20 protein-coding genes, 1 pseudogene and 2 CRISPR repeat arrays (1 of these 23 running past the window's edge) are annotated in these 24437 nt (G+C 41.1%); of the genes and pseudogenes, 17 read left to right on the top strand and 4 right to left on the bottom strand.

Annotation, left to right across the window (positions count from 1 at the left end; translation table 11 throughout):
• Positions 1-629: direct repeats of the CRISPR family, unit length 30 nt; unit sequence GTTGAAGAAGAACAGTAGCTGTATTTAAAT (it extends 57 nt beyond the left edge of the window).
• Between the two features lie 134 nt (positions 630-763).
• From HMPREF9473_RS22970 to cas2, 9 genes are all read left to right on the top strand, one after another.
• Entirely contained in the window at positions 764-2179 is a 1416-nt protein-coding gene (locus tag HMPREF9473_RS22970) for an ATP-binding protein (RefSeq protein WP_006782622.1), read from the top strand.
• 362 nt (positions 2180-2541) lie between these two features.
• Positions 2542-3240, top strand: coding sequence for a CRISPR-associated endoribonuclease Cas6 (cas6, locus tag HMPREF9473_RS22965; protein ID WP_006782621.1), 699 nt, complete (start codon positions 2542-2544; stop codon positions 3238-3240).
• Positions 3241-3252: 12 nt separating this feature from the next.
• On the top strand, positions 3253-4992 hold the full coding sequence (locus tag HMPREF9473_RS22960) for a hypothetical protein (protein WP_006782620.1): 1740 nt from the start codon (positions 3253-3255) through the stop codon (positions 4990-4992).
• Positions 4982-5947: a type I CRISPR-associated protein Cas7 gene (locus tag HMPREF9473_RS22955; RefSeq protein ID WP_006782619.1), complete on the top strand. Its 966-nt coding sequence runs from the start codon at positions 4982-4984 to the stop codon at positions 5945-5947. Before HMPREF9473_RS22960 ends, HMPREF9473_RS22955 begins: the two co-directional genes overlap by 11 nt.
• Before the next feature lies 1 nt (position 5948).
• Positions 5949-6674, top strand: coding sequence for a type I-B CRISPR-associated protein Cas5b (gene cas5b / locus HMPREF9473_RS22950; RefSeq protein ID WP_006782618.1), 726 nt, complete (start codon positions 5949-5951; stop codon positions 6672-6674).
• A 75-nt stretch (positions 6675-6749) separates the two neighbouring features.
• The gene (locus tag HMPREF9473_RS22945; RefSeq protein WP_006782617.1) at positions 6750-9296 is read left to right on the top strand and encodes a CRISPR-associated helicase/endonuclease Cas3; all 2547 of its coding nucleotides are present in this window, start codon (positions 6750-6752) and stop codon (positions 9294-9296) included.
• A gap of 13 nt (positions 9297-9309) precedes the next feature.
• Positions 9310-9492 (top strand): Dna2/Cas4 domain-containing protein, encoded by a 183-nt coding sequence (locus HMPREF9473_RS27060; protein ID WP_006782616.1) that lies wholly within the window; start codon positions 9310-9312, stop codon positions 9490-9492.
• Positions 9431-10438: a type I-B CRISPR-associated endonuclease Cas1b gene (cas1b, locus tag HMPREF9473_RS22940; protein ID WP_006782615.1), complete on the top strand. Its 1008-nt coding sequence runs from the start codon at positions 9431-9433 to the stop codon at positions 10436-10438. The genes HMPREF9473_RS27060 and cas1b overlap by 62 nt, the downstream gene beginning before the upstream one ends.
• Positions 10439-10729, top strand: coding sequence for a CRISPR-associated endonuclease Cas2 (cas2, locus tag HMPREF9473_RS22935; protein ID WP_006782614.1), 291 nt, complete (start codon positions 10439-10441; stop codon positions 10727-10729). It begins immediately after the preceding gene.
• Between the two features lie 181 nt (positions 10730-10910).
• Positions 10911-12890: direct repeats of the CRISPR family, unit length 30 nt; unit sequence GTTGAAGAAGAACAGTAGCTGTATTTAAAT.
• 140 nt (positions 12891-13030) lie between these two features.
• On the opposite strand, the gene HMPREF9473_RS22930 is transcribed toward cas2, so the two are convergent.
• Positions 13031-13243 carry a helix-turn-helix domain-containing protein gene (locus tag HMPREF9473_RS22930; RefSeq protein ID WP_006782613.1) on the bottom strand — a complete coding sequence of 71 codons (213 nt, stop codon included), beginning with the start codon at positions 13241-13243 and terminating at the stop codon, positions 13031-13033.
• A gap of 111 nt (positions 13244-13354) precedes the next feature.
• Between HMPREF9473_RS22930 and HMPREF9473_RS22925 the strand changes: the two genes are divergently transcribed.
• Entirely contained in the window at positions 13355-13696 is a 342-nt protein-coding gene (locus HMPREF9473_RS22925) for a hypothetical protein (protein WP_006782612.1), read from the top strand.
• Positions 13697-13792: 96 nt separating this feature from the next.
• Here HMPREF9473_RS22925 and HMPREF9473_RS22920 read toward each other — a convergent pair whose 3' ends face one another.
• The 3 genes from HMPREF9473_RS22920 to HMPREF9473_RS22905 form a co-directional block, all read right to left on the bottom strand.
• Complete coding sequence (locus HMPREF9473_RS22920; RefSeq protein WP_034859973.1) at positions 13793-15109, bottom strand: hypothetical protein; 1317 nt, start codon at positions 15107-15109, stop codon at positions 13793-13795.
• A 410-nt stretch (positions 15110-15519) separates the two neighbouring features.
• On the bottom strand, positions 15520-15732 hold the full coding sequence (locus HMPREF9473_RS22910; protein ID WP_006782609.1) for a helix-turn-helix domain-containing protein: 213 nt from the start codon (positions 15730-15732) through the stop codon (positions 15520-15522).
• A gap of 127 nt (positions 15733-15859) precedes the next feature.
• Complete coding sequence (locus tag HMPREF9473_RS22905; protein WP_034860053.1) at positions 15860-16198, bottom strand: helix-turn-helix domain-containing protein; 339 nt, start codon at positions 16196-16198, stop codon at positions 15860-15862.
• A gap of 143 nt (positions 16199-16341) precedes the next feature.
• On the opposite strand from HMPREF9473_RS22905, the gene HMPREF9473_RS22900 reads away from it, so the two are divergent.
• The 7 genes and pseudogenes from HMPREF9473_RS22900 (at position 16342) to HMPREF9473_RS22880 (ending at position 24437) form a co-directional block, all read left to right on the top strand.
• Positions 16342-17217 carry a hypothetical protein gene (locus HMPREF9473_RS22900; RefSeq protein WP_006782607.1) on the top strand — a complete coding sequence of 292 codons (876 nt, stop codon included), beginning with the start codon at positions 16342-16344 and terminating at the stop codon, positions 17215-17217.
• 217 nt (positions 17218-17434) lie between these two features.
• The gene (locus tag HMPREF9473_RS22895) at positions 17435-17812 is read left to right on the top strand and encodes an Hpt domain-containing protein (RefSeq protein ID WP_006782606.1); all 378 of its coding nucleotides are present in this window, start codon (positions 17435-17437) and stop codon (positions 17810-17812) included.
• Positions 17812-18354 carry a response regulator gene (locus HMPREF9473_RS28290; protein WP_006782605.1) on the top strand — a complete coding sequence of 181 codons (543 nt, stop codon included), beginning with the start codon at positions 17812-17814 and terminating at the stop codon, positions 18352-18354. Before HMPREF9473_RS22895 ends, HMPREF9473_RS28290 begins: the two co-directional genes overlap by 1 nt.
• Before the next feature lie 24 nt (positions 18355-18378).
• A pseudogene (locus tag HMPREF9473_RS28820) lies at positions 18379-18753 on the top strand (HD-GYP domain-containing protein); the annotation flags it as partial.
• A gap of 6 nt (positions 18754-18759) precedes the next feature.
• The gene (locus tag HMPREF9473_RS22890) at positions 18760-19848 is read left to right on the top strand and encodes a diguanylate cyclase (RefSeq protein WP_434059284.1); all 1089 of its coding nucleotides are present in this window, start codon (positions 18760-18762) and stop codon (positions 19846-19848) included.
• A 28-nt stretch (positions 19849-19876) separates the two neighbouring features.
• On the top strand, positions 19877-21820 hold the full coding sequence (locus tag HMPREF9473_RS22885; RefSeq protein ID WP_006782603.1) for an extracellular solute-binding protein: 1944 nt from the start codon (positions 19877-19879) through the stop codon (positions 21818-21820).
• Positions 21821-21851: 31 nt separating this feature from the next.
• The gene (locus tag HMPREF9473_RS22880; RefSeq protein ID WP_006782602.1) at positions 21852-24437 is read left to right on the top strand and encodes a hybrid sensor histidine kinase/response regulator; all 2586 of its coding nucleotides are present in this window, start codon (positions 21852-21854) and stop codon (positions 24435-24437) included.

Raw genomic sequence — 24437 nt, 5'->3', positions numbered from 1 at the left:
AGTCGGCTAGGTGAAGAAGAACAGAAGCTGTATTTAAATGGAGGTTGTATACCGCAATACAGGTGAGCGCCTTCCGGTGAAGAAGAACAGTAGCTGTATTTAAATGATATTGATTGATGATTACAAAGCGAAACAACTTGCAGTTGAAGAAGAACAGTAGCAGTATTTAAATGAAATGCTAAAAGCACCACCAGAACAATCAATCCGTTGAAGAAGAACAGTAGCTGTATTTAAATGCTGGTAAGGTGCAGATTGAGTATCACTCTGATGGGTTGAAGAAGAACAGTAGCTGTATTTAAATTCTGCTGTGGAGATGCCTGGGAAATAGGTTGTATGGTTGAAGAAGAATAGTAGCTGTATTTAAATACAACATGGACCCGGACAGTCCCATGGGCGTCGCGGTTGAAGAAGAACAGTAGCTGTATTTAAATTTCATGGCCCGTAGATGCCCGTTGACAGTGGATGTACGTTGAAGAAGAACAGAAGCTGTATTTAAATTATAGGCCCTGGAGGAGACAGGGCGGCCATCCGGAGGGTGAAGAAGAACAGAAGCTGTATTTAAATTAAATTTTTGCAAGATATACAAGGGCATGGACATTAGTGAAGAAGAACAGTAGCTGTATTTAAATCCTTTGGAATTGGTTATTGTTTCGGTGACCATTCTAGTTGAAAAAGAATAATATTGAATTGAAATAAATCACAGGTCTAGAGTATAATATAAATAGTGGACGAGGTGGTTTTGCCTTATTTAGGGAGGTTGGCTATGATTGAGAAATTGATTGCAGAAGCAACTGAGTGTGATTTCAAGGTTGCTCTTGAAACTAGAAGGCCTAAAAGCTGGTTGAAAAGTGTCAGCGCTTTTGCTAATGGTATTGGTGGAACCTTATTTTTTGGTATTGATAATGAGGGTAAAATTACAGGGATTGAGGATATTCAGTCTGACGCAGAAGCGATTAGTCGTTTTATTAAGGAACGTATAACGCCATTGCCTCAATTTGTTCTTACTCCTGTCAGGGAGGGTGATAAAGATATATTGTTGCTGTCAATTGCTGCCGGCCGAACAACGCCATATTATTATAAGGCGGATGGCATAATGGAAGCATATATTCGTGTTGGAAATGAAAGTGTGGTGGCACCGGATTATGTTGTTAATGAATTAATTTTAAAGGGGTCTAATCGCTCCTTTGATACATTACTTACAGATGCACGCAAGGAGGATTACAGCTTTACGCTTTTGGAAGCTACTTATCGAGAGCGCACAGGGGTTCGATTGGAAACATCCGATTACTTTTCTTTTGGCCTGACCAATAGGGAGGGCGTATTGACAAATGCCGGAAAGCTGCTTGCTGACCAATATATTGTGTACAATTCCAGAGTATTTTGTACTCGTTGGAATGGTCTTGAAAAAGGTTCTATTTTTGATGATGCATTGGATGATAAAGAATATGAAGGAAATTTGATTTATCTTTTGCAAAGTAGTTGTGATTTTGTTCGTAATAATTCTAAAGTACGTTTTGTAAAAGAAGCTCGTTATCGTATAGATAAACCTGATTATGCGGATAGAGCGGTGATGGAAGCACTTGTTAATGCCCTTATACATCGTGATTATATTGTGGCGGGTAGTGAGATTCATGTTGATATGTATGATGACCGACTGGAAATACAATCCCCTGGTGGTATGTTTGAAGGAAGACCTATTCAGGAATGTGATATCGATTCTATTGGCTCCGTGCGTCGGAATCCGGTTATTGCAGACTTGTTTCACCGGATGAAATATATGGAACGTCGTGGCAGTGGTTTGAAAAAGATTTTAAGTGAAACAAGAAAATTGCCAGGGTATACGGAACAGTTAAAACCAGAGTTTTTCTCTACACCGTCTGATTTTAGAGTGGTGTTGAAGAACATCAATTACAATATGGAAGAAGACACCATCCAAGACACCATCCAAGACACCATCCAAGACACCATCCAAGATAAAAGCAAACGGATGAAGGAGATTATTGCTTATTGTAAAGAAGCACGGACAAGGGAAGAAATTCAAAGTTACATTGGTATTGTAAATCGTGCTCATTTCAGAAGAGCATACCTAAAACCACTTTTAAAAACCGGAATGCTTGAAATGACGCTTCCGGAAAAACCTAGTAGTAGGAATCAAAAATATATTTCATCTCATAAATAAACTTGCAATAAAAATAGTATTTCTGTTTAATCCTTTGGAGATAAGGGGTATGTCAGATGATTTTATTTGTGTAAAAAAAGTAGATGTGGTATAATTAATCTTCGATGAATAGGAAAATGAGATTTTTTTAAATAATTACATTATTAATCATTTTAAGTAATGTTGAAGAAGAACAGATTGCTGTAATTGTTTTGTTTTTAAGGATGAATAAAATCAAATTAAATGATAAATCACAAAATATAAAAAACTATTTACAAGTGGAAAATTGTGAGTTAATATAAGTTTAATAGATAACGATTCATTTAGAAGTAATGTGTGTGTGACAATTAATTGAAATATAAGCAAAGGAGGATATATAAAAAATGCACTATGTTTTTGAAATTCGAATAAAGATATTTACATTACAAAGTATCAGTAAAGAAGATTCCTACGCTGCGGTTACCGATTTTATTGATGGAGTATTGATAGAAAATGAAGTATGGGAGCAGATGCATAATGAAAATTGTTATAAACAATATTGCTTTAATGGTTTGTATCCTATAGAAAAAGAAGGAATTTATAAACGGGAGCAGGTATATCAGTTTATTGTGCGGAGCACCAACAAAGATTTGATTGAATACCTATCCTACAACCTTCCAAAGCATGAAAATAATTTAATGAAAGGTTTAACCTGTGAAAATCGAATGATAAGTAAAAAACATATTACCTCCCTATATTCTATCACTCCGGTAATTGTGAAAGGTAAAAATAATGGATATTGGAGAGATGATATGACGTTCGAAGATTTTGAACAGCGATTGAAGGTAAATTTAATTAAGAAATATAATGAACTAGAACATACAAAACTGGATGAGAATTTTGAATTACATACACTTCTGGAATTTAAGAATTATGGGCCAATTCCAGTTCCTTACAAAAACGTAAAACTACTTGCAGATAAGATTGAGTTAAAGATAGCGGATAATGAGACGGCGCAGGCGCTGGCTTACATGGCCCTGGGAACTGGGATTTGTGAAATGAATTCGAGAGGGATGGGATTTGTAAATTGTCATTACGTGTAAGGGGGGATAGCGTTGATACAGGATTGTTTGGAAATATTTAAGTATAAATTGGATAAATATGATGATGAACGGTTAGTATTGGACAACTATGTTCCAAAAGATGGAACCTACATTTTGATAGAAATGTCCGAGCCACAGTGGAACGTAAAAGATACGGTTGCCATTCGATTTAATAAAAAAGATGGGAAGCTGGAGGGGAAGACGAGTTCAAACTATCGTTTAATCAGTACGTTAGATTATTACAGTAAGTTGATAGCTATGAATAAACCTGTGGACCCGCAGAAAGTGATTCACTCCAATAATTATTTGTCTTTTGCAGTGAAAAAAGAAAGTATCGCAACCGGAAAGTTATCTTCAGAAGTTTTGGACCTTTACTATGAGATACTTAAAAATCCTATTCAAAAATATTCGAAACCAAATGTTCGGAAACTTTATGAAGAGACGGAAAAAATGTGCGGGGAAGTTGACAGGATACTTGCTGAGCAGATTCACCAGTGGGTTCGGGAAAACTTGTCGAAGTTGGAAATTGACACAAGCAAAAAAGACTATTTGAAATTGTATTTTATATTTCCAGATGAGGCAAAGACAAAGGAACTATATCGAAAAGAAGGCAGCCGGTATACGATTCCCAATATTTATAATAATAATGACTTTAATTGTTTGATAAATGATGAAATATATGGCCTGCCAAATGATAATATGGGGATGAATTCTAAGAAGGTCTTTTTGGCAAACAAATCCAAAAGGGTTCAAGTCCCTTATCTTTTGAACCGAGAGCAGGTGATGTTACAAGCAAAGTTTTATGACTTTTTATATGGACAGGCATCAAAAGGAAATCTGAATATTTATTTTGATGAGAATAGGAAAGAGATTATTCCACTGAAAAATGGAGAAAGTCCAACGGCAGATATGAGTGGATATTTTATCCGTTTGAAAAAAGGCATGGAGGCTGAGATACATAATGTAGATGCTGTTCCCTGTTATAATCCCCATCTGCAGACCACATTTTTTTATCAACAGTACCTAGAAACAGACCAGAGTGACAACTATGGAATGATAACAGACCGGAAACGCTTAGAGTTATTGATAGATGATGTATTGTTTGGGAAAAGTCTTATTTCTAATTATTTTACGGATGTGGGAGATATAACAATTAAAGATGGAACGTTGGTTCAAAATCTGATTATGTCCAGAGAATTATTATTTTCCTGGTTCTATAAAAATGATGGAGTAAATCCGTGGCCGGTTCTTCAGAAATGCTCAAAAACGATGATTTATAATTCTATTAATAAAGGTTATTGGAAAAAGACACGTCATCAAATTAATTTACTTTGGTCATTAAAAGATTATTTTAAGAAGGAGGAAATTATGTACCCAGTTGTAGAAAGTTTACGAAAACATATTAATGAGAAAGATGATTGGATGTTTGACAACGATGAGGAGTATTATTTTGCGATTGGTCAGATGGTTTCTTATTTTATTAACAAGAGCAAAGCGGCAAAGAAACCATTATCATTTATTAATCCATTCCTTAATGCGAAGGACGATGATATGATTAAGAGTCATTTAGAGGTGTTATTTAAGAAATATGACTATGATATTATGTACATGGATTTGAGAGTGAAGCGCTTATTTAGTAATGTAATGATTCATAAACCAGTTGAGAAAATAGACACCACTATGATTGCCGCTGGTGTCGCAGCTAATAATTTGATTTTTGAAAAAAAGGAGGCAGAAAGAAATGATGAATAAAAGAGTGTATGGAGTATTAGGAATTTCTTCAATTATGGCAAATTGGAATGCAGATTTTTCAGGATATCCCAAAACAACCTCTGATGGTCAGACATATGGAAGCGATAAGGCTTTAAAATACCCGATGAAAAAAATGTGGGAAAATGAAGGAAAGCCGGTCATCTATATTAAGTCGATGTGTTTTGAGGAGGGAAAAAAGGGAGAAGTGAATCTTATCCCACGTACCTTGAAAGAAAGGTATGAACAGGTATTTGGTGTGGAACTGAAAAAGGGCGGGGATGTTAGAGAAGTTCTAAAGAAACTTTTCCAGGCCGTAGATATTAAGAATTTTGGCGCTACATTTGCGGAGGCAGGAAATAATATTTCTATTACGGGAGCTGTCCAGATTGGTCAGGGATTTAATAAATATGATGGCACAGAACCACAGGAGCAGCCAATTTTGTCCCCATTCCGAGACCCAAAGGCGAAGGAAAAAAGTAAAAAGTCTGAGGGAGATGAGGGAGAAGAAGCTAAAAATTCCACATTGGGAACAAAGATTGTAAGTAATGAAGCACATTACTTTTATCCATTTTCCATTAATCCATTGGCATATAAAGGGTATATGGAACTTGGCGTAACGGAAGGGTATCTTGAATCAGATTATGAAATGTTTAAAAAAGCGGCACTTACATCAGCAACATCGTTTGCCACGAATTCAAAAGCTGGCTGTGAAAATGAATTTGCGTTATTTGTGGAAACAAAAGAAGATTTTTATCTGCCAACATTGACGGAGTATATCGAGTTTGAAAAAGGGGATGTCAATACAATCACCATTACTTGCGCGGACCTCTTTGAACAGGTAAAGGATAAGATTCTTTCTGTTGAGATTTACTATAATCCATATACTACGAAAATTGACCCTGAAAAAATTAACGGAGCGAAATACTATAATATCCTCACACAGAAAGAGGTATAAAATGGAGATTTTAAAATTTACCTTGAAGGGGAAGAATGCCTTTTTTAAAATGCCTGAGGTAAATACTTATTATTACTTCACATATGGTAATATCCATAAAGTTGCACTGTTGGGGATTTTTGGGGCGATCTTGGGGTATAATGGATATGCTCAGATGACCGAAGAGGATCAATATCCCGAGTTTTATGAGAGATTGAAGGATATCAGTATTTCCATAGTGCCTCAAAAAGGGAGTAAGGGATATATACCGAAAAAAGTTCAAAGTTTTAATAATTCTGTGGGGTATGCATCTCAGGAACAAGGCGGAAATTTGATTGTGAAGCAGCAATGGCTGGAGAATCCATGCTGGGAAGTTTACGTGAAGATAGATAGCAGCGAAGCAGAGGCGATTAAGAAGGCGATTATGAATCATACTTGTGTTTATGTGCCATATCTGGGGTCTAATGATCATCCTGCTGACATTTGCGATGCGGAAGTTCTGACGGGTGAATTTATAAACGATGAAGAAATTGCATATATTGACAGTCTTTTTCCGGCAGCAAAGGTGGAGTTAGACTATGAAGATGATGACGTTACGCCGTATAAGTATTCAGAATATTTGCCGATTGCACTTGATGAACATTCGCTTATGTATTGCATGGAAAAATTTTATGTGACAAATATACCAGTGCTTTGTCACGAGTGTGATGTATGCCGGGTGGGTGGAAAAAATATTGTTTTTTATTGATGTAGGGGAAAGGAGGTCTGTGTGTTGCAGACTTCCTTTTGTTATTATTTATAGTAATTATAGGAGGAGAATTTCGTGCAGCTTAATGATGTTTTAAATTTTGAAGAACCGATTTATGCTCATATTTGTGAGGGGAAAAATGCGGAGACGTTGCAACAGCATACGAAGTTATGCCAGAAATATTATAAAAAATTAATGGATACAAAAATGTTGAAGTTGATTTTAGGCAGATTTCTTCAAAGGTATATGGAGAATTGTACAAAAGAAGCAGAGCTTTTTTTCTGGGAAATGCTGGAGGGGAGTATCATCTTCCATGATACTGGAAAAATAAATCCGGCATTTCAAAGAGAGCGGATGAAGAAACCATTTAAATATCAAAAAGATTTTCAAATATTAGAAGGTTCAAAGCACTCGCTTTTATCTTCTGTTATTTATTTGGATTATTGCTATTATTTGCTTGCTCAAATGACGATGAGCATAGATGAGAAAAGAAAGCTCAAAAGTCTGATTTATGTAAATGCATATATCATTTCCAGACATCATGATGACCTGGGGGCTATGAGGGAATATGGCGAAAAATTTTTGGAAGGTGGGCAGATTTATGAAATGATAAGCCGCTTGCCAAATGAAAAACAGACATTGTATAAAGGACCGTTTCATTTCAACCAGGAGAATATTGGTACGGTTTGCAAAGCCTTTCCGGGAGGCGGAAAAAAGAGGGAATCCCGGGAAGATGATAGAAAGGGGGGGATGGAACTATATATATACGCACGTTTGCTTTATTCGTTGCTGACTTCTGCTGATTATTATGCAACAACGGAATACATGAATGGATTTGCAATTAATCAGTTCGGTGAAGTGAATCAGGTGGATGAATTAAGAAGGGTTTATGAAGCGTGTGGTGTCTTGAAAAGTATTCGTGAATATGAAAAAACAAATGTGGGAACAAAATTTGTAGCGGAAAATGAGATAAATGCTCTAAGATGCCAATTATTTTTGGAGGCCGAAGCGGAATGGAAGGTTCATAAAGAAGAAAATGTGTTTTTTCTGGAGGCCCCGACTGGAAGCGGCAAAAGCAATACAGCTATGAATCTTAGTTTTCAAATGTTAAAAGCAGGGCAGACGAAGTTATGCTACGTGTATCCATTTAATACGTTGGTGGAGCAAAATTTGGATTCGATTAAGAGGATCTTTGGTGGGAATGAAGATATCATGTCAATGGTTACGGTTGTGAATTCTGTTACGCCCATTAAAATAGACGAAGATAAAAAGAAAGCGATGTCAGAGAATAATTCGGAGTTTTATCAGTCAGCACTTCTGGACAGACAGTTTTTAAACTATCCGTTTATATTGACGACGCATGTAGGGCTTTTTGAAACATTATTCAGCAATAAGAGGGAGGCACTGTTCGGCTTTTTACAGATGGCAGGAAGTGTTATTGTGTTAGATGAGATTCAAAGCTATAAGAATACTCTTTGGTCGGAGATTATTATTTTTCTAAAAGCATTTGCTGAATTTATGAATATGAAAGTTTTAATCATGTCTGCTACTTTGCCGGATTTGGAATATTTGACAGAAGAAAGCGGCCAGGTTGTTCGATTGATGAAAAGACGTGATCAATATTTTTTAAATCCGGTATTCCGGGAGAGGGTTCAGTTGTCTTATGAAATGTTGAAGGAAAAGACAGATTTCGAACAGCTGCATCACCATATTTGTGACCATGTGCAGCAGGAGAAGAAAGTGCTTGTGGAGTTTATAAAGAAAAAAAGTGCTTATGAATTTTATGAGTATGCATGTGAGTATGGAATTCTTGGAATGGAACTTCGACTGCTTACAGGAGATGACAACAGGCTGGATAGAGAAAAGATATTGAATGAAATACGTTGCTCTGATAAAGGAGTTATTTTGATTGCTACACAGGTCGTGGAGGCTGGTGTGGACATTGATATGGATATTGGATATAAGGATATTTCGAAACTTGACAGTGAAGAACAGTTTCTGGGGAGGATTAATCGTTCCTGTAAGAAGGGGGGAGTTACATATTTCTTTGACTTAGATAATGCGGGAGATATTTATAAAGATGATTTTCGGATAAATAGGGAGCTGACATTGGAGAACGAGGAAATGCGGGAGGCATTGAAGAATAAACAGTTTGCAGAATATTATCTTTCCGTGATTAATTTACTAAAAGAGTCGAGAAATAAATCAGCAAGTGAAGAGGGGTTAGAACATTTTTTTAAAGAAGTGAAACATGGTAATTTTAAAGAGATTGCTGCCCATATGCATTTAATTGAGGAGAATTCATGGACAATGTCGGTGTATCTTTCTCGCATGATTGAATTGCCAGATGGGACACAGCTGGATGGAGAGGTATGCTGGGAGGAGTATAAGAAACTACTTTTGAATCAGGAACTTCCCTATGCCAAAAAGCAGGTATTGTTATCAAAAGTTAGAAGTCAGATGAATTATTTTATTTATGAAATAAAAAAGAATTCCAATTTAGTATATTCAGACCGAATTGGTGAACTGTACATGATTCAAAATGGTGACCGGTATTTTGAGAATGGAAAATTGAATAAACAGGCGTTGGAAGAAGCGGGTGGAATGTTTATTGAGTTGTAAAAGGAGGATGAGGATGAGAGTTAATGGGACATTGATGAATTATTATTTCCATTGTAAACGGCAATGTTACCTACATGGACATCGTCTGAATTTGGAAGATAACAGTGAGATTGTACAGATTGGAAAAGCACTTCATGAGGAGAGTGGGCAGTACGAGATATATCATGTCGATGGGAGAACTAAGCAGGAAGGATAATTCTTTGTGTTTTCGAAAGGATGGAAAGAATGTGTATATACCGATTGAGAATACAAAGGAAATTTATTGCTTATCAGAGGTTTCATTTAATACTAAACTTTTGGATTTTCTGGCGAAGAACCATGTTGTAGTGCATTTTTTCAATTATTATGAGGGATACAGTGGAAGTTTTTATCCGCGAGACCAGTATAATAGTGGGAAATTAGTGATAAAGCAGGCAGAAACATTTCGCAATTCCAGAATGCAGGTGGCGAAAGCAATCGTGTTGGGAATTGGGCAGAATATGGATGAGGTTTTGCACCATTACTATAAACATGAGAAGAAGGAAGTTAAGGAAACCATTGACTGGTTGAGGAAAGAGTTTAAAGAACGGGTGCAGAAGGCGGAGCAGGTAAATGAGTTGATGTCCATAGAGGGGGAGGCTTGGATGCGGTTTTATGGTGATTTCAAATATTTTTTGCCAGAAGATTTTGTAATGAACAAGCGTGTGAAAAGGCCGCCGGATAATCCAATTAATGCAATGATTTCGTTTGGAAATACATTGTTATATGTGAAAACTATTTCTTCGATTTATAGAACACATTTAGACCAGAGGATTAGTTTTCTTCATGAGCCGTCAGAGGGGCGCTTTTCCTTAAGTTTGGATATGAGTGAGGTGTTTAAGCCGGTTATTGTTTATCGGACCATATTTGATTTAGTGAATAATAGGAAGATTCAGGTGGAGAAACATTTTGATAAGAAGGTCAATTATTGTTTGCTGAATGAAGAGGGGAGGAAGATATTTATTGAAGCATTTGAGGGAAGGATGGAATCAGTGTTTGTGCATGCGGGATTGAAGCGAAAGGTTAGTTATCGAACAGCGATTAAGCTGGATTGTTATAAGTTGATTAAAATGATTTTGGAAGGGAGAGAGTTTGTTCCATTTTCTCTGAAGGAGGGAAAGTAGATGGGGAAATCAATGAATTATAATTATGCATTTGTGTTTTATGATGTGGGAGAAAAGCGGGTGCAGAAGGTGTTTAAAATTTGTAAAAAATATTTATCGCATTTTCAGTATTCAGTTTTTAGAGGTGAGATGACTCCATCAAAATTGATTTCTTTAAGGAGCGATTTGAAGAAAGTAATAGATACGAAGGAGGATTTTGTTTGCATTATAAAGTTGATGAATGATAATGTTTTTGGTGAAGAAATATTAGGAGAGGCAAATGGGTTGACTGGGGAAGAGCTTATTCTTTAATGGATTTTACCAGATGGGGAGTTGGAAAGAATTGGCGGAAGCAGCATGGATACTGGTTAAAATGAGAAGATTGGGAGATGATTTGGAAGGAGGGGGAGTGGCTGGTAAAAAAGTTGAAAAGTGTTGATTTTATATAAGGATATGGTATTATTGAGGAATGAAGAATGTAGTAAATGCGTGGGTTGAAGAAGAACAGTAGCTGTATTTAAATTGTCCGGCAGCTCCCTGTTTGTCGCCATAATATCGTTGAAGAAGAACAGTAGCTGTATTTAAATTCAATATCATATGCGTATAAAGAATCCGGTTATAGCGTTGAAGAAGAACAGTAGCTGTATTTAAATACTCTTTTAGAGTTAAAGACCAAGATGGACAAACTGTTGAAGAAGAACAGTAGCTGTATTTAAATTAGGTCTGTCCTTCCTGATTGACACCGGTATACAGTTGAAGAAGAACAGTAGCTGTATTTAAATGCTATCGGATTGATTAAGAAGACAGACATGCAGTGTTGAAGAAGAACAGTAGCTGTATTTAAATCACGGAAGCCACCCTTCTAACCGCCATGGAGAATGCGTTGAAGAAGAACAGTAGCTGTATTTAAATACATAGCTGCACTCATACCCGCAGCTGATTTCCCTGTTGAAGAAGAACAGTAGCTGTATTTAAATAATTTCCTGTTTCGGCCAGTTATTTTACCTTGAGACGTTGAAGAAGAACAGTAGCTGTATTTAAATGAATCTCCTTCTCCATCGGCATCCCCTCCCTTCTTCGTAGAAGAAGAACAGTAGCTGTATTTAAATTTAAGGATATGACCGGTATAGGGGTACTGGTACCCGGTTGAAGAAGAACAGTAGCTGTATTTAAATTGCACTATATGGTAAGTTGGTCCGGTGGAAAAGATGTTGAAGAAGAACAGTAGCTGTATTTAAATGGTACCGGATGATGATTTTGTTCTGACCCAGGTCCTGTTGAAGAAGAACAGTAGCTGTATTTAAATACGAACGGTATTGCAACGCTGTCGGTTATCTTTATCGTTGAAGAAGAACAGTAGCTGTATTTAAATTCCATGGTAAAGTGCAGGTAAAGAAGTTTCTTAATTGTTGAAGAAGAACAGTAGCTGTATTTAAATGCAATATTGCGTCTGGAATCAACCAGATTTCAGCATGTTGAAGAAGAACAGTAGCTGTATTTAAATGAAAGAGTGTTTGTTGTTGCAGGAGTAAATGAAAAGTTGAAGAAGAACAGTAGCTGTATTTAAATTCCTTTCTGTTGCGATATCGCAATTTGAGTATAAGTTGAAGAAGAACAGTAGCTGTATTTAAATTGTAATTTTTTCCCATGATATAAGATGGGTCATCAGTTGAAGAAGAACAGTAGCTGTATTTAAATAACTACGCAAGATGGATGTGTGGAAACTTTGGAACGTTGAAGAAGAACAGTAGCTGTATTTAAATTCTTTGATAAGTTTTGTATTCCTTCGTCGAGGATGTGTTGAAGAAGAACAGTAGCTGTATTTAAATCCAGTCTCCTCATCGGCGCCGGTCTCCGTCTGTTCGTTGAAGAAGAACAGTAGCTGTATTTAAATCAACAGTCACTTGAGGAAACAGCGGTTTTCAAAGGTTGAAGAAGAACAGTAGCTGTATTTAAATAACGGTGCAGCCTCTACCGAGCCATTTGACCATGGTTGAAGAAGAACAGTAGCTGTATTTAAATTAATACCCCTCTTTATTTTTGTATTTCATATCCTGTTGAAGAAGAACAGTAGCTGTATTTAAATGTATAATTGCCAACCACCAAGCCGTCCCCATTTTTGTTGAAGAAGAACAGTAGCTGTATTTAAATTTGCATACAGAAAAATGGTTTCCAGGACCTTATGGGTTGAAGAAGAACAGTAGCTGTATTTAAATGGAGGTAGCAAAATGAGAACAAAAAGCGAGATATTGGTTGAAGAAGAACAGTAGCTGTATTTAAATCATTTGAGATGTATGCTGGACTTGGCAGCAATAAGTTGAAGAAGAACAGTAGCTGTATTTAAATGATAAGGTTTTTGGAGGCATTGTGAAAGGAGCAAGTTGAAGAAGAACAGTAGCTGTATTTAAATTAGATGCCGTATGGGTCTGCGTTGTCGACATGGGTTGAAGAAGAACAGTAGCTGTATTAAATAAGTATTTGTGAATGAAGATGACCTTGATAGGTTAAAAAAGTACTAGCATATTTAATTTCTCACAGTATATTATATTTTAGAGAGTTTTAACTGTATTGCTTAAAAGGTATCTCAAATCCTATAATAATTTGAGATACCTTTTATTCTTCTGTTATATCAGGTTCATATACTAGGATTTCTTCGATTCTGCAGTCAAGAATTTCACAAAGTTTGTTTAGGATGATTGTTTTTACGACTTCATTTTTTCTGAGGCGCTGGAGTTGGGCTTTATCGATGCCGTAATCTTTGATGAGTTTATATTGACTGATATTTCTTTTTTTCATGGTTTCCCAAAGGGGGTCATATTTTATCACGATATAAATTCTCCTTTATACTTGTATTTTATAGGTTGAAGCATTATAATAATATGGTGCGTGTACACACCATATTTAAGCGGATTTATATAAGAAAAAGAGAGGTATTTCATGGATAAGGTAAGAGTAGAGTCTAAAAATACAGATAGTTATAGATTTAAAGAACGAGTTTATCGGTTGATGAATGGTACATACGACTTAGATATATACTCAGTTGGGGAAATGAATACAGTAGAAACGGAATTTTCTGATGGTAAATACTGTGAGGAGCTGTATAAAGACATCTTTGAAGCTAATTGTCGTATTTGTGAGAGATTAGGGGAGGAAGAGGATAAAGATGTCGAAATTATTATTCATAATTATAATTTGATGACAGAATATTTGTGCATGAAAATGTTTGACTATGGTGTTCTTTTTTGCAAGAGGGAGATAGCAAAGACAGTTGTTGTGTGAAAAGTATAAATGTTAAATATTTCAAAATAGGAATGAGCATGTCAAGACAGTTACGTTTGACATGCTCAAAAAATGTTATGATATTTGGTTTACGATTTATTTGTACTGTGCATAAATATACTGGTCGGTGTCGTTGGTCCAGATTACGGTGTAGAGGCGATTGCCGAGAACGGTGGGGTCGCTCAGTTTGGCTTCTTGCCAATAATTAAATTTAAGACCATCTTTTTGTGGTGTTCTGGATTTAATTGTTTTAGCGAGAGTTGTTGTGTTGCCTCTGGAATTTTTCGCTACTTCAAATTGCTCAAATACCTCACCGGGGTCGGAGGGGGAGGAGCCGGTCATGAAATAGAGGGTGACTGTATTTCCGGTGTTATCTGATGTTGGTGGCTCTTCGATTTTTGTGTACTGTGCATAAATATACTGATCAGTATCGTTGGTCCAGATAACGGTGTTGATGCGATTGCCGAGAACGGTGGGGTCGCTCAGCTTGCCTTCCTGCCAATAATTGAATTTGTAACCGTCTTTTACCGGTGTTCTGGATTTAATTGTTTTGGCGAGAGTTGTTGTGTTGCCTCTGGAATTCTTTGCTACTTCAAACTGTTCAAATACCTCGCCGGGGTCAGCGGGGGAAGAGCCGGTCATAAAGTACAGAGTAACGGTATTTTTGGCAGCTTCAGTACTTTCGGTGTTTTCCGGGAGAGCCGGGGCATCCGGGGTATCCGGGGTTTCTGGAGCCACCGGGGTTTCGGCGGTACCATTTGGGGTCATTACAAAGTTGGCATCATCATAAACTCTATCAATTTTTTCAATTGTAATGGACTCCGGTGTAAAAGTATAGCCATCGAGATGAGGTGTGATGATTACCTTATTTCCAGCTAAACCATTGCAGAAGTAGTTTCCGCCACAAGCCTGAAGTTCCTTCTTAGTTGTAGTTGCCGGTACCTCAAAATCTACGATTGGGCAAAGATTGGAAGGTAATGCAGCTCCGTTCATGGTAATGGTGCCGCTTACGCCGTACGTGGTGGGGGAACCGTTTGCGACGAGTAATAAGTCCGCGGTGTTCTGTCCTGGATAAATATTCGACGATGGGGAATAATTGTCGTATCCTGGAAGCGACGGCGTCACGATGAGTGCAAGAAAGCCCATTGATGAAACCGTTGTTTCAATGGCATAGTGTCCATTTGCATCAGGATGACCGGTACCTACCACTGGCCCATCAGTCATATAACCGTGTTTGATTGTAATTAATACGTCTTCCATATTTCCGTTACCGCCGGAAAGAGTGACATTTCCTTCTACCACCAGCTTGCCTTCAGCCGCTTTTGCAGTCATAGGCTGCCAGATGCTGAGCAGCATACAGACTGCTGCCATCAGTGATACAATTTTTCTCAAGTTCTTCATTTCCTTTTCCATACCTCCTAAAATTTACAATTTGTTGTTTTATCATTATACAATTTGTAGTGTTACGGATTCGATATGGAAGTGTTACTTATTTATGTGGTCGAAGTATTTCTTTTTTCCAACTTCTTTTCTAATCTCATTAATTTTTCTTCTAATTCCTGGCATGCGTATTCGAGTACGCTTAAAGTTAACAGGCGCTCTTTCCATAATATATGTAAGAATATAGCAAGTAAATTAAGAATTAATAATAATTCAATGGTACACTTCTTCATAATTTTTCTCCACCAGATTTCTTTATAAATATGAGGGTCAATAAATAGACCCCTATTCCTATAAAAGAGTATACCAGGTTAGTCGTAGAATTTCAATGCCTATTGTATCTCTTCATAACAAAAAAGCCTAAACAACTCTCATTGAGTTGCTCAGGCTTTTTCCTCATCCGGACAGAATGTTAAAATATCTTCAACATTACAATTTAAAATACTGCACAAATTATTAATCGTATTTGTATTGATTCCCATATTATGATTCAATCGATTTATCATGGATTTACTTATTCCATAATCGTTGACTAATTTATATTTAGTGATTCCTTTCTTATCCATGGTTTCCCATAGCTTATCATATGTTATCATGATTCCACCTAATATTGTCTTTTCTTTTCATTATAGGTTTATTCTCATAACAGACACATCCTCTATTTATTGACCCCAATAGAACAGAAATCTTTCAAACACTAAACCTTCAAAAATCCTATTGCTGCTATTCCTCCCCCTTAATATGCGCAATCGCTGCCTTCAGCATTGAGACAACCAGCTCATACTGGCTGGGTTCGGCGGTTTCCCAGAGGGTTTCCAGTTCTTCGATATCGCTGATTTCGCTCACATCCAGTTCATCCTGTAAAAGATAGTTTGCGGAGACTTTTAAAGAATTGCAGATGGAAATAAATACGGGCAGGCTGGGTGTTTTTCCGCTGCCTTCGATTTGGCGGAGATAAGTTGCGTTTATGTTGCATAATTCGGACAATTTGTCGGCGGTGATGCCACGGTCCTTTCTTGTCTGATTAATACGTTTTCCGAGAGTCTTTCTTTCATTATCCATGGTCATAATATTCTCTTCTGGCTTAAGTTCTATACGCTGTGAGCTTTGTTGTTTTAATCATACAATAAAATAAGAAGTTGCAGAAGGTACGTAAAGCTTATATAATATTAGCTATAAGACTATAACTCGTAAGTGGGGTACCTATGAAAAAATTGTGGGATAATATACAGAAGGGATACGGGAATTTTTGGAGGGATGACAGGTGTGACTGGAATCAATCCCATCTAAGCCAGGCGGATAAACGCTCCCTCTGGTATGGGGCCGTTCTGCTGTGCGCGCTGACGGTTCTGTTTACGGAGCTTCTGTATTCCTATCATTTTGGTAAAATCGAGAGGCAGAATGAAAAGAATATCGAGATGGCCCTGAACAGGATAACCGCCTACGCGGCTTCCGCCACGGACGATGAGTATGAGGCCATAGCCAGAACGATCCGGCAGGATTTGATATACAGCGATTTCAGCCGTGACAAAGAAAACTATATCCGCTACATCCCAAACACAGCCCAGATATGCCGCCTGTACCCCCAGACATTTCCAAACCAGGTCTATCTGCTGTGCAATAACACCGGAATGCTCTACGGACTGGATATTTTTGAGGACGACGCGGCGGTCTCCGGCGCCACCCAGGCCTCCGGAGACACCCAAGTCTCCGCCGACACCCAGTTCTCCGGCGGTACCAAAGTCTCCGGCGGCTACGATGATATCAGTGAGGCCACCCTGTTAATCACAAAAATGCCGGGAAACAAAACAGGACACGCCCGCCTGGACCGGACTAGAGGCATTTTGAGCATACAGAAAATGAAATCACTTTTCTGCGATGACTGCATCAGAGATATCATGGCTGCGTTAGATGAATATGGCACGATGAATGAATTTGTGATTATGGACGGAAAGGAAAAGAAATTTTATCCCATCAAAGAAGGCGTCCTGGATATCGGAGATTATCATCTGGAGCTGACATACAAAGACAATGGCTATGATATTGCCATCCAATATTCCCCTGTCCAACAATCTCGATAAAATACGAAAAACAAATATCCCACCACCAAAATCCCACCAATATCCAACATTCCCCTGGAGCTGTCCCAAGCGCCAGGGGTTTTTGTTGCAAAACCAGAGTGTTTGTTTTATAATTATCTGGATAAGGTTCCAAGAATGATATTTTAATTATTGTGGTATTTAATCGTTTCGTACGTTTTCTATAAGAAACCGGCCTTGCGTTGAAAGGGGATATGTTATGACTCTGAAAGAAGCCTATGAAAAACTGGGTGGAGATTATGCGGACACAACCTGTCGAATCGGCGAAGATATGCTGCTACGTCTGATTGGAATCCTGCTGAAAGACTCCAACTATACGGATATTTGTACGTCGTTAAAACAGCAGGATTACGAGGCAGCCTTTCGCGCGGCCCACACGCTGAAGGGCGTGACCCTGAATCTGGGCCTGTCTTCATTGGCGGATAAGACTGCAAAACTCGTGGAAACTCTGCGCAGTGTGCAGGATACCAATGACATCCATCTGGCATTTACAGATTTTGATAGCGCCTACCGTGACATGGATACTGTTTTTTCCGAATTGCTGGCTTCCCTGGCCCTGGGAGGTGTGAAGCAGTGATGAAGAAAACCAAAATCCTCATTGCCGACGATTCGGAAATCAACCGCGCCATTCTATCCGATATTCTGGCGCCGGACTACGAGATTCTGGAGGCGTCTGACGGGGAGGAAGCATTAGCCTATTTAAACCGGTACCGCATGGAAATCGCCACGGTTCTGCTGGATATCATCATGCCCAAGCTGGACGGTTTTGAGGTGCTGACTATGATGAATCGTGACGGTCTGTTAAACGATATCCCGGTCATCATCGTCTCATCGGAAACCTCGGCCGCCTACATAGACCATGCCTACAATTTGGGCGCGGCAGAATACATCAACCGTCCCTTCCAAAAAATGATAGTCCGTCACCGGATTGAAAATACCATAAGACTCTATGCCAAGCAGAAGCATTTGGAACATATGGTCACGGAACAGATATTGGAAAAAGAAAAAAACAATGTGGTTATGGTAGACATTCTCAGCCACATCGTGGAGTTTCGCAACGGCGAAAGTGGTCTCCATGTACTCCACATCCGCACCATAACGGAGATATTGTTAAAGTAGCTTCAAAAGACCTGCAAGCAGTATCACTTAACCCCTGCCAGGATTGCCCTTATTACAAACGCGTCCTCCCTCCATGATATTGGAAAAATCTCAATACCCGAGGAAATCCTGAATAAGCCGGGGAAATTGACGCCGGAAGAGTTTGAGCTTATCAAAACCCACAGCCTGATTGGCGCCGAAATGCTGGAAGGACTGACCTATTATCAAAACGAGGAACTGGTACAGGTAGCGAGAGATATCTGCCGCTGGCATCATGAGCGGTATGACGGAAGTGGGTATCCGGACGGTCTGTCCGGCGAGCAAATCCCAATCGCGGCCCAGGTGGTTTCCCTGGCGGATGTCTATGACGCCCTGACCAGTGAACGTGTATACAAGAAGGCATATTCTCATGAGCAGGCCCTGAATATGATTTTTAACGGCGAGTGCGGCGCCTTCAATCCCGTTCTGCTGGACGCCCTGAAAGTCGTGGATTCCCACCTGGAAAATGAGGTCAAGGTCCGCTCGGCGGGAAAAATCACGCGGGATAATATTCACGCACTGGCCTACGATGTGCTTCACAGCCAGGGGGCTTCCGACAAAACGCTGGATTTGCTGGAACAGGAGCGGACAAAATATCAGTTTTACGCATCCCTGACCATGGAAATCCAGTTTGAATACAACTGCGAGTTTGACACGCTGATTCTTTCCGAGTGGGGAGCCGCCCAGGCAGGCATCCGGGAGAGTATTCTGCATCCCCAGAGCGACGAGGAACTGCTCTCCATATTTTCCGAGGAGGATTTCCGGGATTTGTATTCCCGTGTACAATGCGCCACCCCGGAAGAGCCGATTGTCAGCCAGGTATATCAACTGAACCTCAAAGGAGAGCGGCGTTGGTACAAGGTGGTGGCCCGCCCCGTCTGGGGATTGGATGAAAATGCCCGTCCGACCAAGGTTATCGGCAAATTTATTGACAACCAGGAGGAGCGGAATGCATTGGATAAACTGGCTGTGCAGGCCCAGCGTGATGATTTGACGGGGCTGTTTGCCAGAAATCATGCGTGCGAGGAAATTAAACGCCACCTATTAGCATTAGATAAGAAGAAAGCCGCGCTTCTTGTTTTAGATTTGGATACATTTAAAAAGATAAATGACAGCTACGGCCATCTTTACGGAGATAAAATGCTGAAGGCCGTTGCCGCCAGGCTGAAAAGCAGCGTGCGCAATTCCGATATTGTGGCCCGCATCGGCGGGGACGAATTTCTGGTCTATATGGAATATGAGGTGGATATCGAGCGGCTGGTCGAACGCATTTTCCACAAGGTGTCCGGGTCCTATGACGGGTTTGAGGTGTCAGTGAGCATCGGCGTCGCGCTGGCGTCCGGAAGTGATGTTACATATGAGGAGTTGTTTCTCCATGCGGACCAGGCGCTGTATGCAGGGAAACATGCCGGAAGGAATCAGTATCGCTTTTATGATGATTCCATGCAGTCTATTCTGTTGTCACAACCGGAATAGATAGCGGACAAACGAAAGGGGATGCGAAATGAGCCGCGGGTTAAAAAAATGTGTACGGTTGATACTGTATACAACTATGATGTCCTGTATTTTGACAGGCTGCGGGAAGCAGGCGCCAAAAGAAAAAATAGTGGTGGAAATTCTCTATAATAATCATTTTAAACAGGTGGAAAAGCTGGTGGAGTCCACGTATGATGATATCGATTTGAGGATTGAAATATCGCCCTATTCCAGCGAGGAACTGCGCCGATTGGAAAGAGGAGTAGGGCCGGAGCTGGTGATAGCAGCGCAGCCGGATTCTGATATGGTGCAGAAATATCTGCTGGATTTAAGTGATACCAGGGCCAGCTCGGCCTATGACGGTACCATCATGAGTGATTTGAAACAGGATGGGAAAACGTATCTGATTCCTCTTCCTGGCGTATACAGTGGATATGTCGTCAATGAAACGATGTTTGAGCAGGCAGGCATTTCTATGCCCACAAGTAATACGGAGCTGGTAGAGGCGCTGGCCAAATTGAAGGAAAAGGGGCTTGGTGTGGGAGAGGACCATACCAATTTTTCCATGCGCAGTGATTATAATGCGGAAGTTGGTATGTTTTATGTAGGCTGTATGATTCCTGATTTTCTGGGAACCGTGGAAGGGGTCCAATGGCTGGCGGATTTTAAGGAAAAGAAAGCGATGTTTACCGGTGTCTGGGAGGAGAGTTTTGTCCTGCCGGATGAACTGGTGAATGCCGGAATCATGGACCCGGCCGCTATTGCCCGCCAGCGGAACTCGATTCTCTGTGAGCAGAGATTGAGCAATGGCACTCTCGCTGCCGCCTTCGGGGATTCCTCGCTGTACTATGCGTGTGTGGAGCAGAACCAGAAAGAAGTTCTGAAAGGGACGGCCGAGGCCTATTCCTACCGGATGCTTCCGCTGCTTGGCAGTGAGGGAAATCATCCATGGTTTATGTTTGCCCCTTCGGCGCTGATGGGAGTGAATAATGCCATCAGTGAAGAAAAGCAGGAAGCCTGTAAACGGATTGTGGATTTGCTCTCCACCCCGGAAGGGCAGGCGGCCCTTATCCAGGATATGGGGCCTGGAATCTCCTGTCTGCTGGAGTATCAGCAGCAGGAAGACTGGATTCCTGCGGGTGTCGAGGAATATATAGAGTCAGGATATATATACAATGTGCTGTTTCCCAGCAAAACCATTGAATATTTAGGCGGCTGTGTCAGAGATGTGATGGCCGGTAAATGCACGGTGGAGGAGGCGCTTCAGGATATTGACAACTACTATTATGAAGGCACAGGAAAATCGGAGTATGATTTTACCGTCATTGGTGAGATGGCCCATGATTTGTTGATGGAAAATTTCAATACCCGAAGGGAAGAGACGGAAATCGGCAATTTTGTGGCGGACTGCGTCGCGGAGGTGTCGGGCGCTCCTATTGCTGTGGTCAATGGCGGCGGAATCCGGGCCAGCTTTTATCAGGGAGTGGTATACGGCGGTGATACTGCCGCAGTTTGTCCGTTTGACAACCGGATTATCGTGGTGGAGATGGACGGACAGACGGTATGGGATATGCTGGAAAATGGACTGAGCACCTGCACGGAGGAGTTCCCCGGAGGGCAGTTTCTGCAGATATCCGGCCTGCACTACACGTTTGACAGCAGCAAACCGGCCGGAAGCAGGCTGGTAAGTGTCACCTGGCCGGATGGCACTGTTCTGGAGCGGAGTGAGCGCTTCCAGGTGGCGGTCAACGATTATATGGCCGGAATCAACAGCTACGCCGAGGGAAATGGCGACGGATACACCATGTTGAACTGCTATGACGAGGAGACTCCCAAAGGCAGCGTAAGCCTGGTAAACGAGATGGAATATTATTACCGGGATGCCATGGCGCTCTATTTTGAGGAGCACAGAGACGAAGCGGTGGATGTTCAGCTGGAAGGACGAATCCGCGATTTGGCCAAGGAGCAGTAAACAGATTTACAGTATGAGAAGGAGGCAGTCATTGAACATAAAACAGAAAGAACAAAGAGAGTTCATTACCTTGAGGTTTGCTTCTGCGCTTATCTTGATGACCGCTATTCTCGGTGTGTTCGCATTTGTCGTGTATCAAAACGAAGCGGAGAAGACAGTAACAAATATCAGTTCCGTATATTTGGAGGAAATGACAACGCAGATCAGCAGCCATTTTCAGACGAATCTGGACAGCCAGTTTTCCCAGATTCGCACCATTGCAGGCGCGATTACGGAAGCTGATTTGGAACAGGAAGCCAGTCTGCAGGATTTTCTGGAGCAGGCGCAGGAAGATAATGGTTTCGCCCATATCGCCATGATCAGCGCCAAAGGGATTGCCTATTCTCCGGAAGGCACAACACCGGTCATGTCAAAGATATCGGTTCTTGATAAATTGTTAAGCGGCACGGAGGAACTGGTTTCTGTCAATGAAACTATCTGGGAGAGCAATATGATCCTGTTGGGCGTCCCCATTCCTCCGGTGTCATTTCAGGGAGAAAAGCTGACGGCTGTGATTATCGGGATACCCACGGCTGAGATTGGAGCGAAGCTGGGGATGGAGAGTGAGAAGGAAACAAACTCTTACACCAATATTGTGACCCGGGACGGGGATTTTGTAATCAAAAGCACCTTTTCCAATGATGGGTTATATGGCTCCAATCTGTTCTCCATCTATGAAAAGCAGGCGGTTTTTGACAAGGGCTATGATATGGAATCGTTTCATGCGGACATCCAGGCGGGGAAATGCGGAATGACGCTTTTGACAGTCGGCACGCATCACGAGTATCTCTATTACGTGCCGATTTCCGGAACAAACTGGTATATGGTGACCAGTATGGCATATGAGACGGTCAATGATAAAATATTATATTTGAGCCGATTTATGGTTCTGGTGGGGCTGGGGATATTTTCCGTGGTTCTCCTCATCATTATCTTATTCTTTTTGGCATTGCGGCGCATCGAAACGCGAAACCAAGAGCTGCTGCTGGTGGAGAAGGAGCGGGCGGAGGCGGCGAACCGGGCGAAAAGTGATTTCCTGTCACAGATGTCCCATGAGATACGAACGCCGCTCAACGGCATTATCGGCATGACCGAGGTGGGAAGACAGCACATCGGGGAACCGGACCGCATCAGTCACTGTTTTGACAAGATTATACTCTCTTCCCAGCATCTTTTGGCCCTCATCAATGATATTCTGGATATGGCCAAAATCGAGAGCGGAAAAATCGAGCTGCATCTGGAAAAATTCGATTTGGGACAGCTGCTGCAATCGCTGACCACCGTATTTTATGTGCAGGCGAAACATAAAAAAATTGATTATGAGATTTACCTGCGGGGAGAGCTGGAAGAGTTTCTGGTGGGCGACGCCCTCCGTCTTAACCAGATTCTGACCAATCTGCTATCCAATGCCATGAAATTTACGCCGGAAAAAGGGCGCGTGAGTCTGATGATCGAGGAGCTGCGGCGGGATGAAGAGACGATATGGCTCCGCTTTGAGGTCAGCGATACCGGCAGGGGCATTACTCCGGAAAATCTGGAGCGTGTCTTCGAGACATTCACCCAGGAAAACAGCGGAATTGCCCGCCAGTACGGAGGAACCGGGCTCGGTCTTCCCATCACCAAGAATTTTGTGGAAATGATGGGCGGAACCATCACTGTGACGAGCGAGGCCGGCAGCGGCAGCATTTTCCGGGTGGACCTGCCCTTTGGCCGTATTCAGGAGGGGGAAGAGGAAGCCTTCGGATACCATCAGAGTGTCCTTGTTGTCAATAAAGATGTGGAGCTGGAGACGCACCTTGCCAATGTGCTGAAGAGAGCTGGTTTCACCGTCTATACGGTGGAGACGGAAGGCGGAGAGCCGGACATGATACCGGAAAAGGTGAAGGGGAATGCCCCTTATGACCTGTGTTTCCTTGAGTGGGGCTGCTGTGATGATATCAAGCGATTGGCCGGGGTTATCCGACAGGAATCTCAGAATGAGGCGCTGCATATCATCATCACGGGATATGACCAGGACGAGCTGGACGATACGGCCAGTCTGTGCGGCGCGGATGGGACTCTCTGCCAGCCGGCATTTCTTGTGGACATCGTTCAGCTGATGAAACGGCTGGAGGGAGAGACGCAGACACCGGTGGAGACGGAAAACTCTGCCATCCTGCGGGATGCAAAGGTTCTGGTGGTGGAAGACAATGAGATTAACTTATACATAGCGGTTGAATTGCTGCAGCATACGGGAGCGGAGGTTTCAACGGCAAAGAACGGGCAGGAGGCGGTGGAAAAATTCGCCGCGTCGCCAGAAGGGTATTATGATTTAATTTTGATGGATGTACAGATGCCGGTGATGGACGGTTACCGGGCGACGAACACCATCCGTCAGCTTTCGAGAAAGGATGCCGGGAGCGTTATCATTATCGCCATGACGGCCAATTCGTTTTATGAAGATATAAGGAAATGCATGGACAGCGGTATGAATGCCCATATTGCAAAGCCATTCGTGATGGAAGACGTGATCAGTACTTACACAGATGTATTGACTGCTGAGGGGAAAGAAGGATATGATAGTACAAAAAACGAATGA

The organism is Hungatella hathewayi WAL-18680 (assembly GCF_000235505.1).
Classification (GTDB): domain Bacteria; phylum Bacillota; class Clostridia; order Lachnospirales; family Lachnospiraceae; genus Hungatella_A; species Hungatella_A hathewayi_A.
Note: the sequence above shows the minus strand (reverse complement) of the source record. Positions and strands in the feature narration are given on the sequence as shown.

Bases quoted from the DNA above. Each gene is read 5' to 3' on its own strand.
- cas2 (WP_006782614.1), top strand. From the start codon at position 10,439: ATGGGGAAATCAATGAATTATAATTATGCATTTGTGTTTTATGATGTG.
- HMPREF9473_RS27060 (WP_006782616.1), top strand. From the start codon at position 9,310: ATGAGAGTTAATGGGACATTGATGAATTATTATTTCCATTGTAAACGG.
- HMPREF9473_RS22895 (WP_006782606.1), top strand. From the start codon at position 17,435: ATGACTCTGAAAGAAGCCTATGAAAAACTGGGTGGAGATTATGCGGAC.
- HMPREF9473_RS22900 (WP_006782607.1), top strand. From the start codon at position 16,342: ATGAAAAAATTGTGGGATAATATACAGAAGGGATACGGGAATTTTTGG.
- HMPREF9473_RS22925 (WP_006782612.1), top strand. From the start codon at position 13,355: ATGGATAAGGTAAGAGTAGAGTCTAAAAATACAGATAGTTATAGATTT.
- HMPREF9473_RS22885 (WP_006782603.1), top strand. From the start codon at position 19,877: ATGAGCCGCGGGTTAAAAAAATGTGTACGGTTGATACTGTATACAACT.
- HMPREF9473_RS22890 (WP_434059284.1), top strand. From the start codon at position 18,760: ATGATTTTTAACGGCGAGTGCGGCGCCTTCAATCCCGTTCTGCTGGAC.
- HMPREF9473_RS28290 (WP_006782605.1), top strand. From the start codon at position 17,812: ATGAAGAAAACCAAAATCCTCATTGCCGACGATTCGGAAATCAACCGC.
- cas6 (WP_006782621.1), top strand. From the start codon at position 2,542: ATGCACTATGTTTTTGAAATTCGAATAAAGATATTTACATTACAAAGT.
- HMPREF9473_RS22970 (WP_006782622.1), top strand. From the start codon at position 764: ATGATTGAGAAATTGATTGCAGAAGCAACTGAGTGTGATTTCAAGGTT.
- HMPREF9473_RS22910 (WP_006782609.1), bottom strand. From the start codon at position 15,732: ATGATAACATATGATAAGCTATGGGAAACCATGGATAAGAAAGGAATC.
- HMPREF9473_RS22905 (WP_034860053.1), bottom strand. From the start codon at position 16,198: ATGGATAATGAAAGAAAGACTCTCGGAAAACGTATTAATCAGACAAGA.
- cas5b (WP_006782618.1), top strand. From the start codon at position 5,949: ATGGAGATTTTAAAATTTACCTTGAAGGGGAAGAATGCCTTTTTTAAA.
- HMPREF9473_RS22920 (WP_034859973.1), bottom strand. From the start codon at position 15,109: ATGGAAAAGGAAATGAAGAACTTGAGAAAAATTGTATCACTGATGGCA.
- HMPREF9473_RS22955 (WP_006782619.1), top strand. From the start codon at position 4,982: ATGATGAATAAAAGAGTGTATGGAGTATTAGGAATTTCTTCAATTATG.
- cas1b (WP_006782615.1), top strand. From the start codon at position 9,431: ATGAGGAGAGTGGGCAGTACGAGATATATCATGTCGATGGGAGAACTA.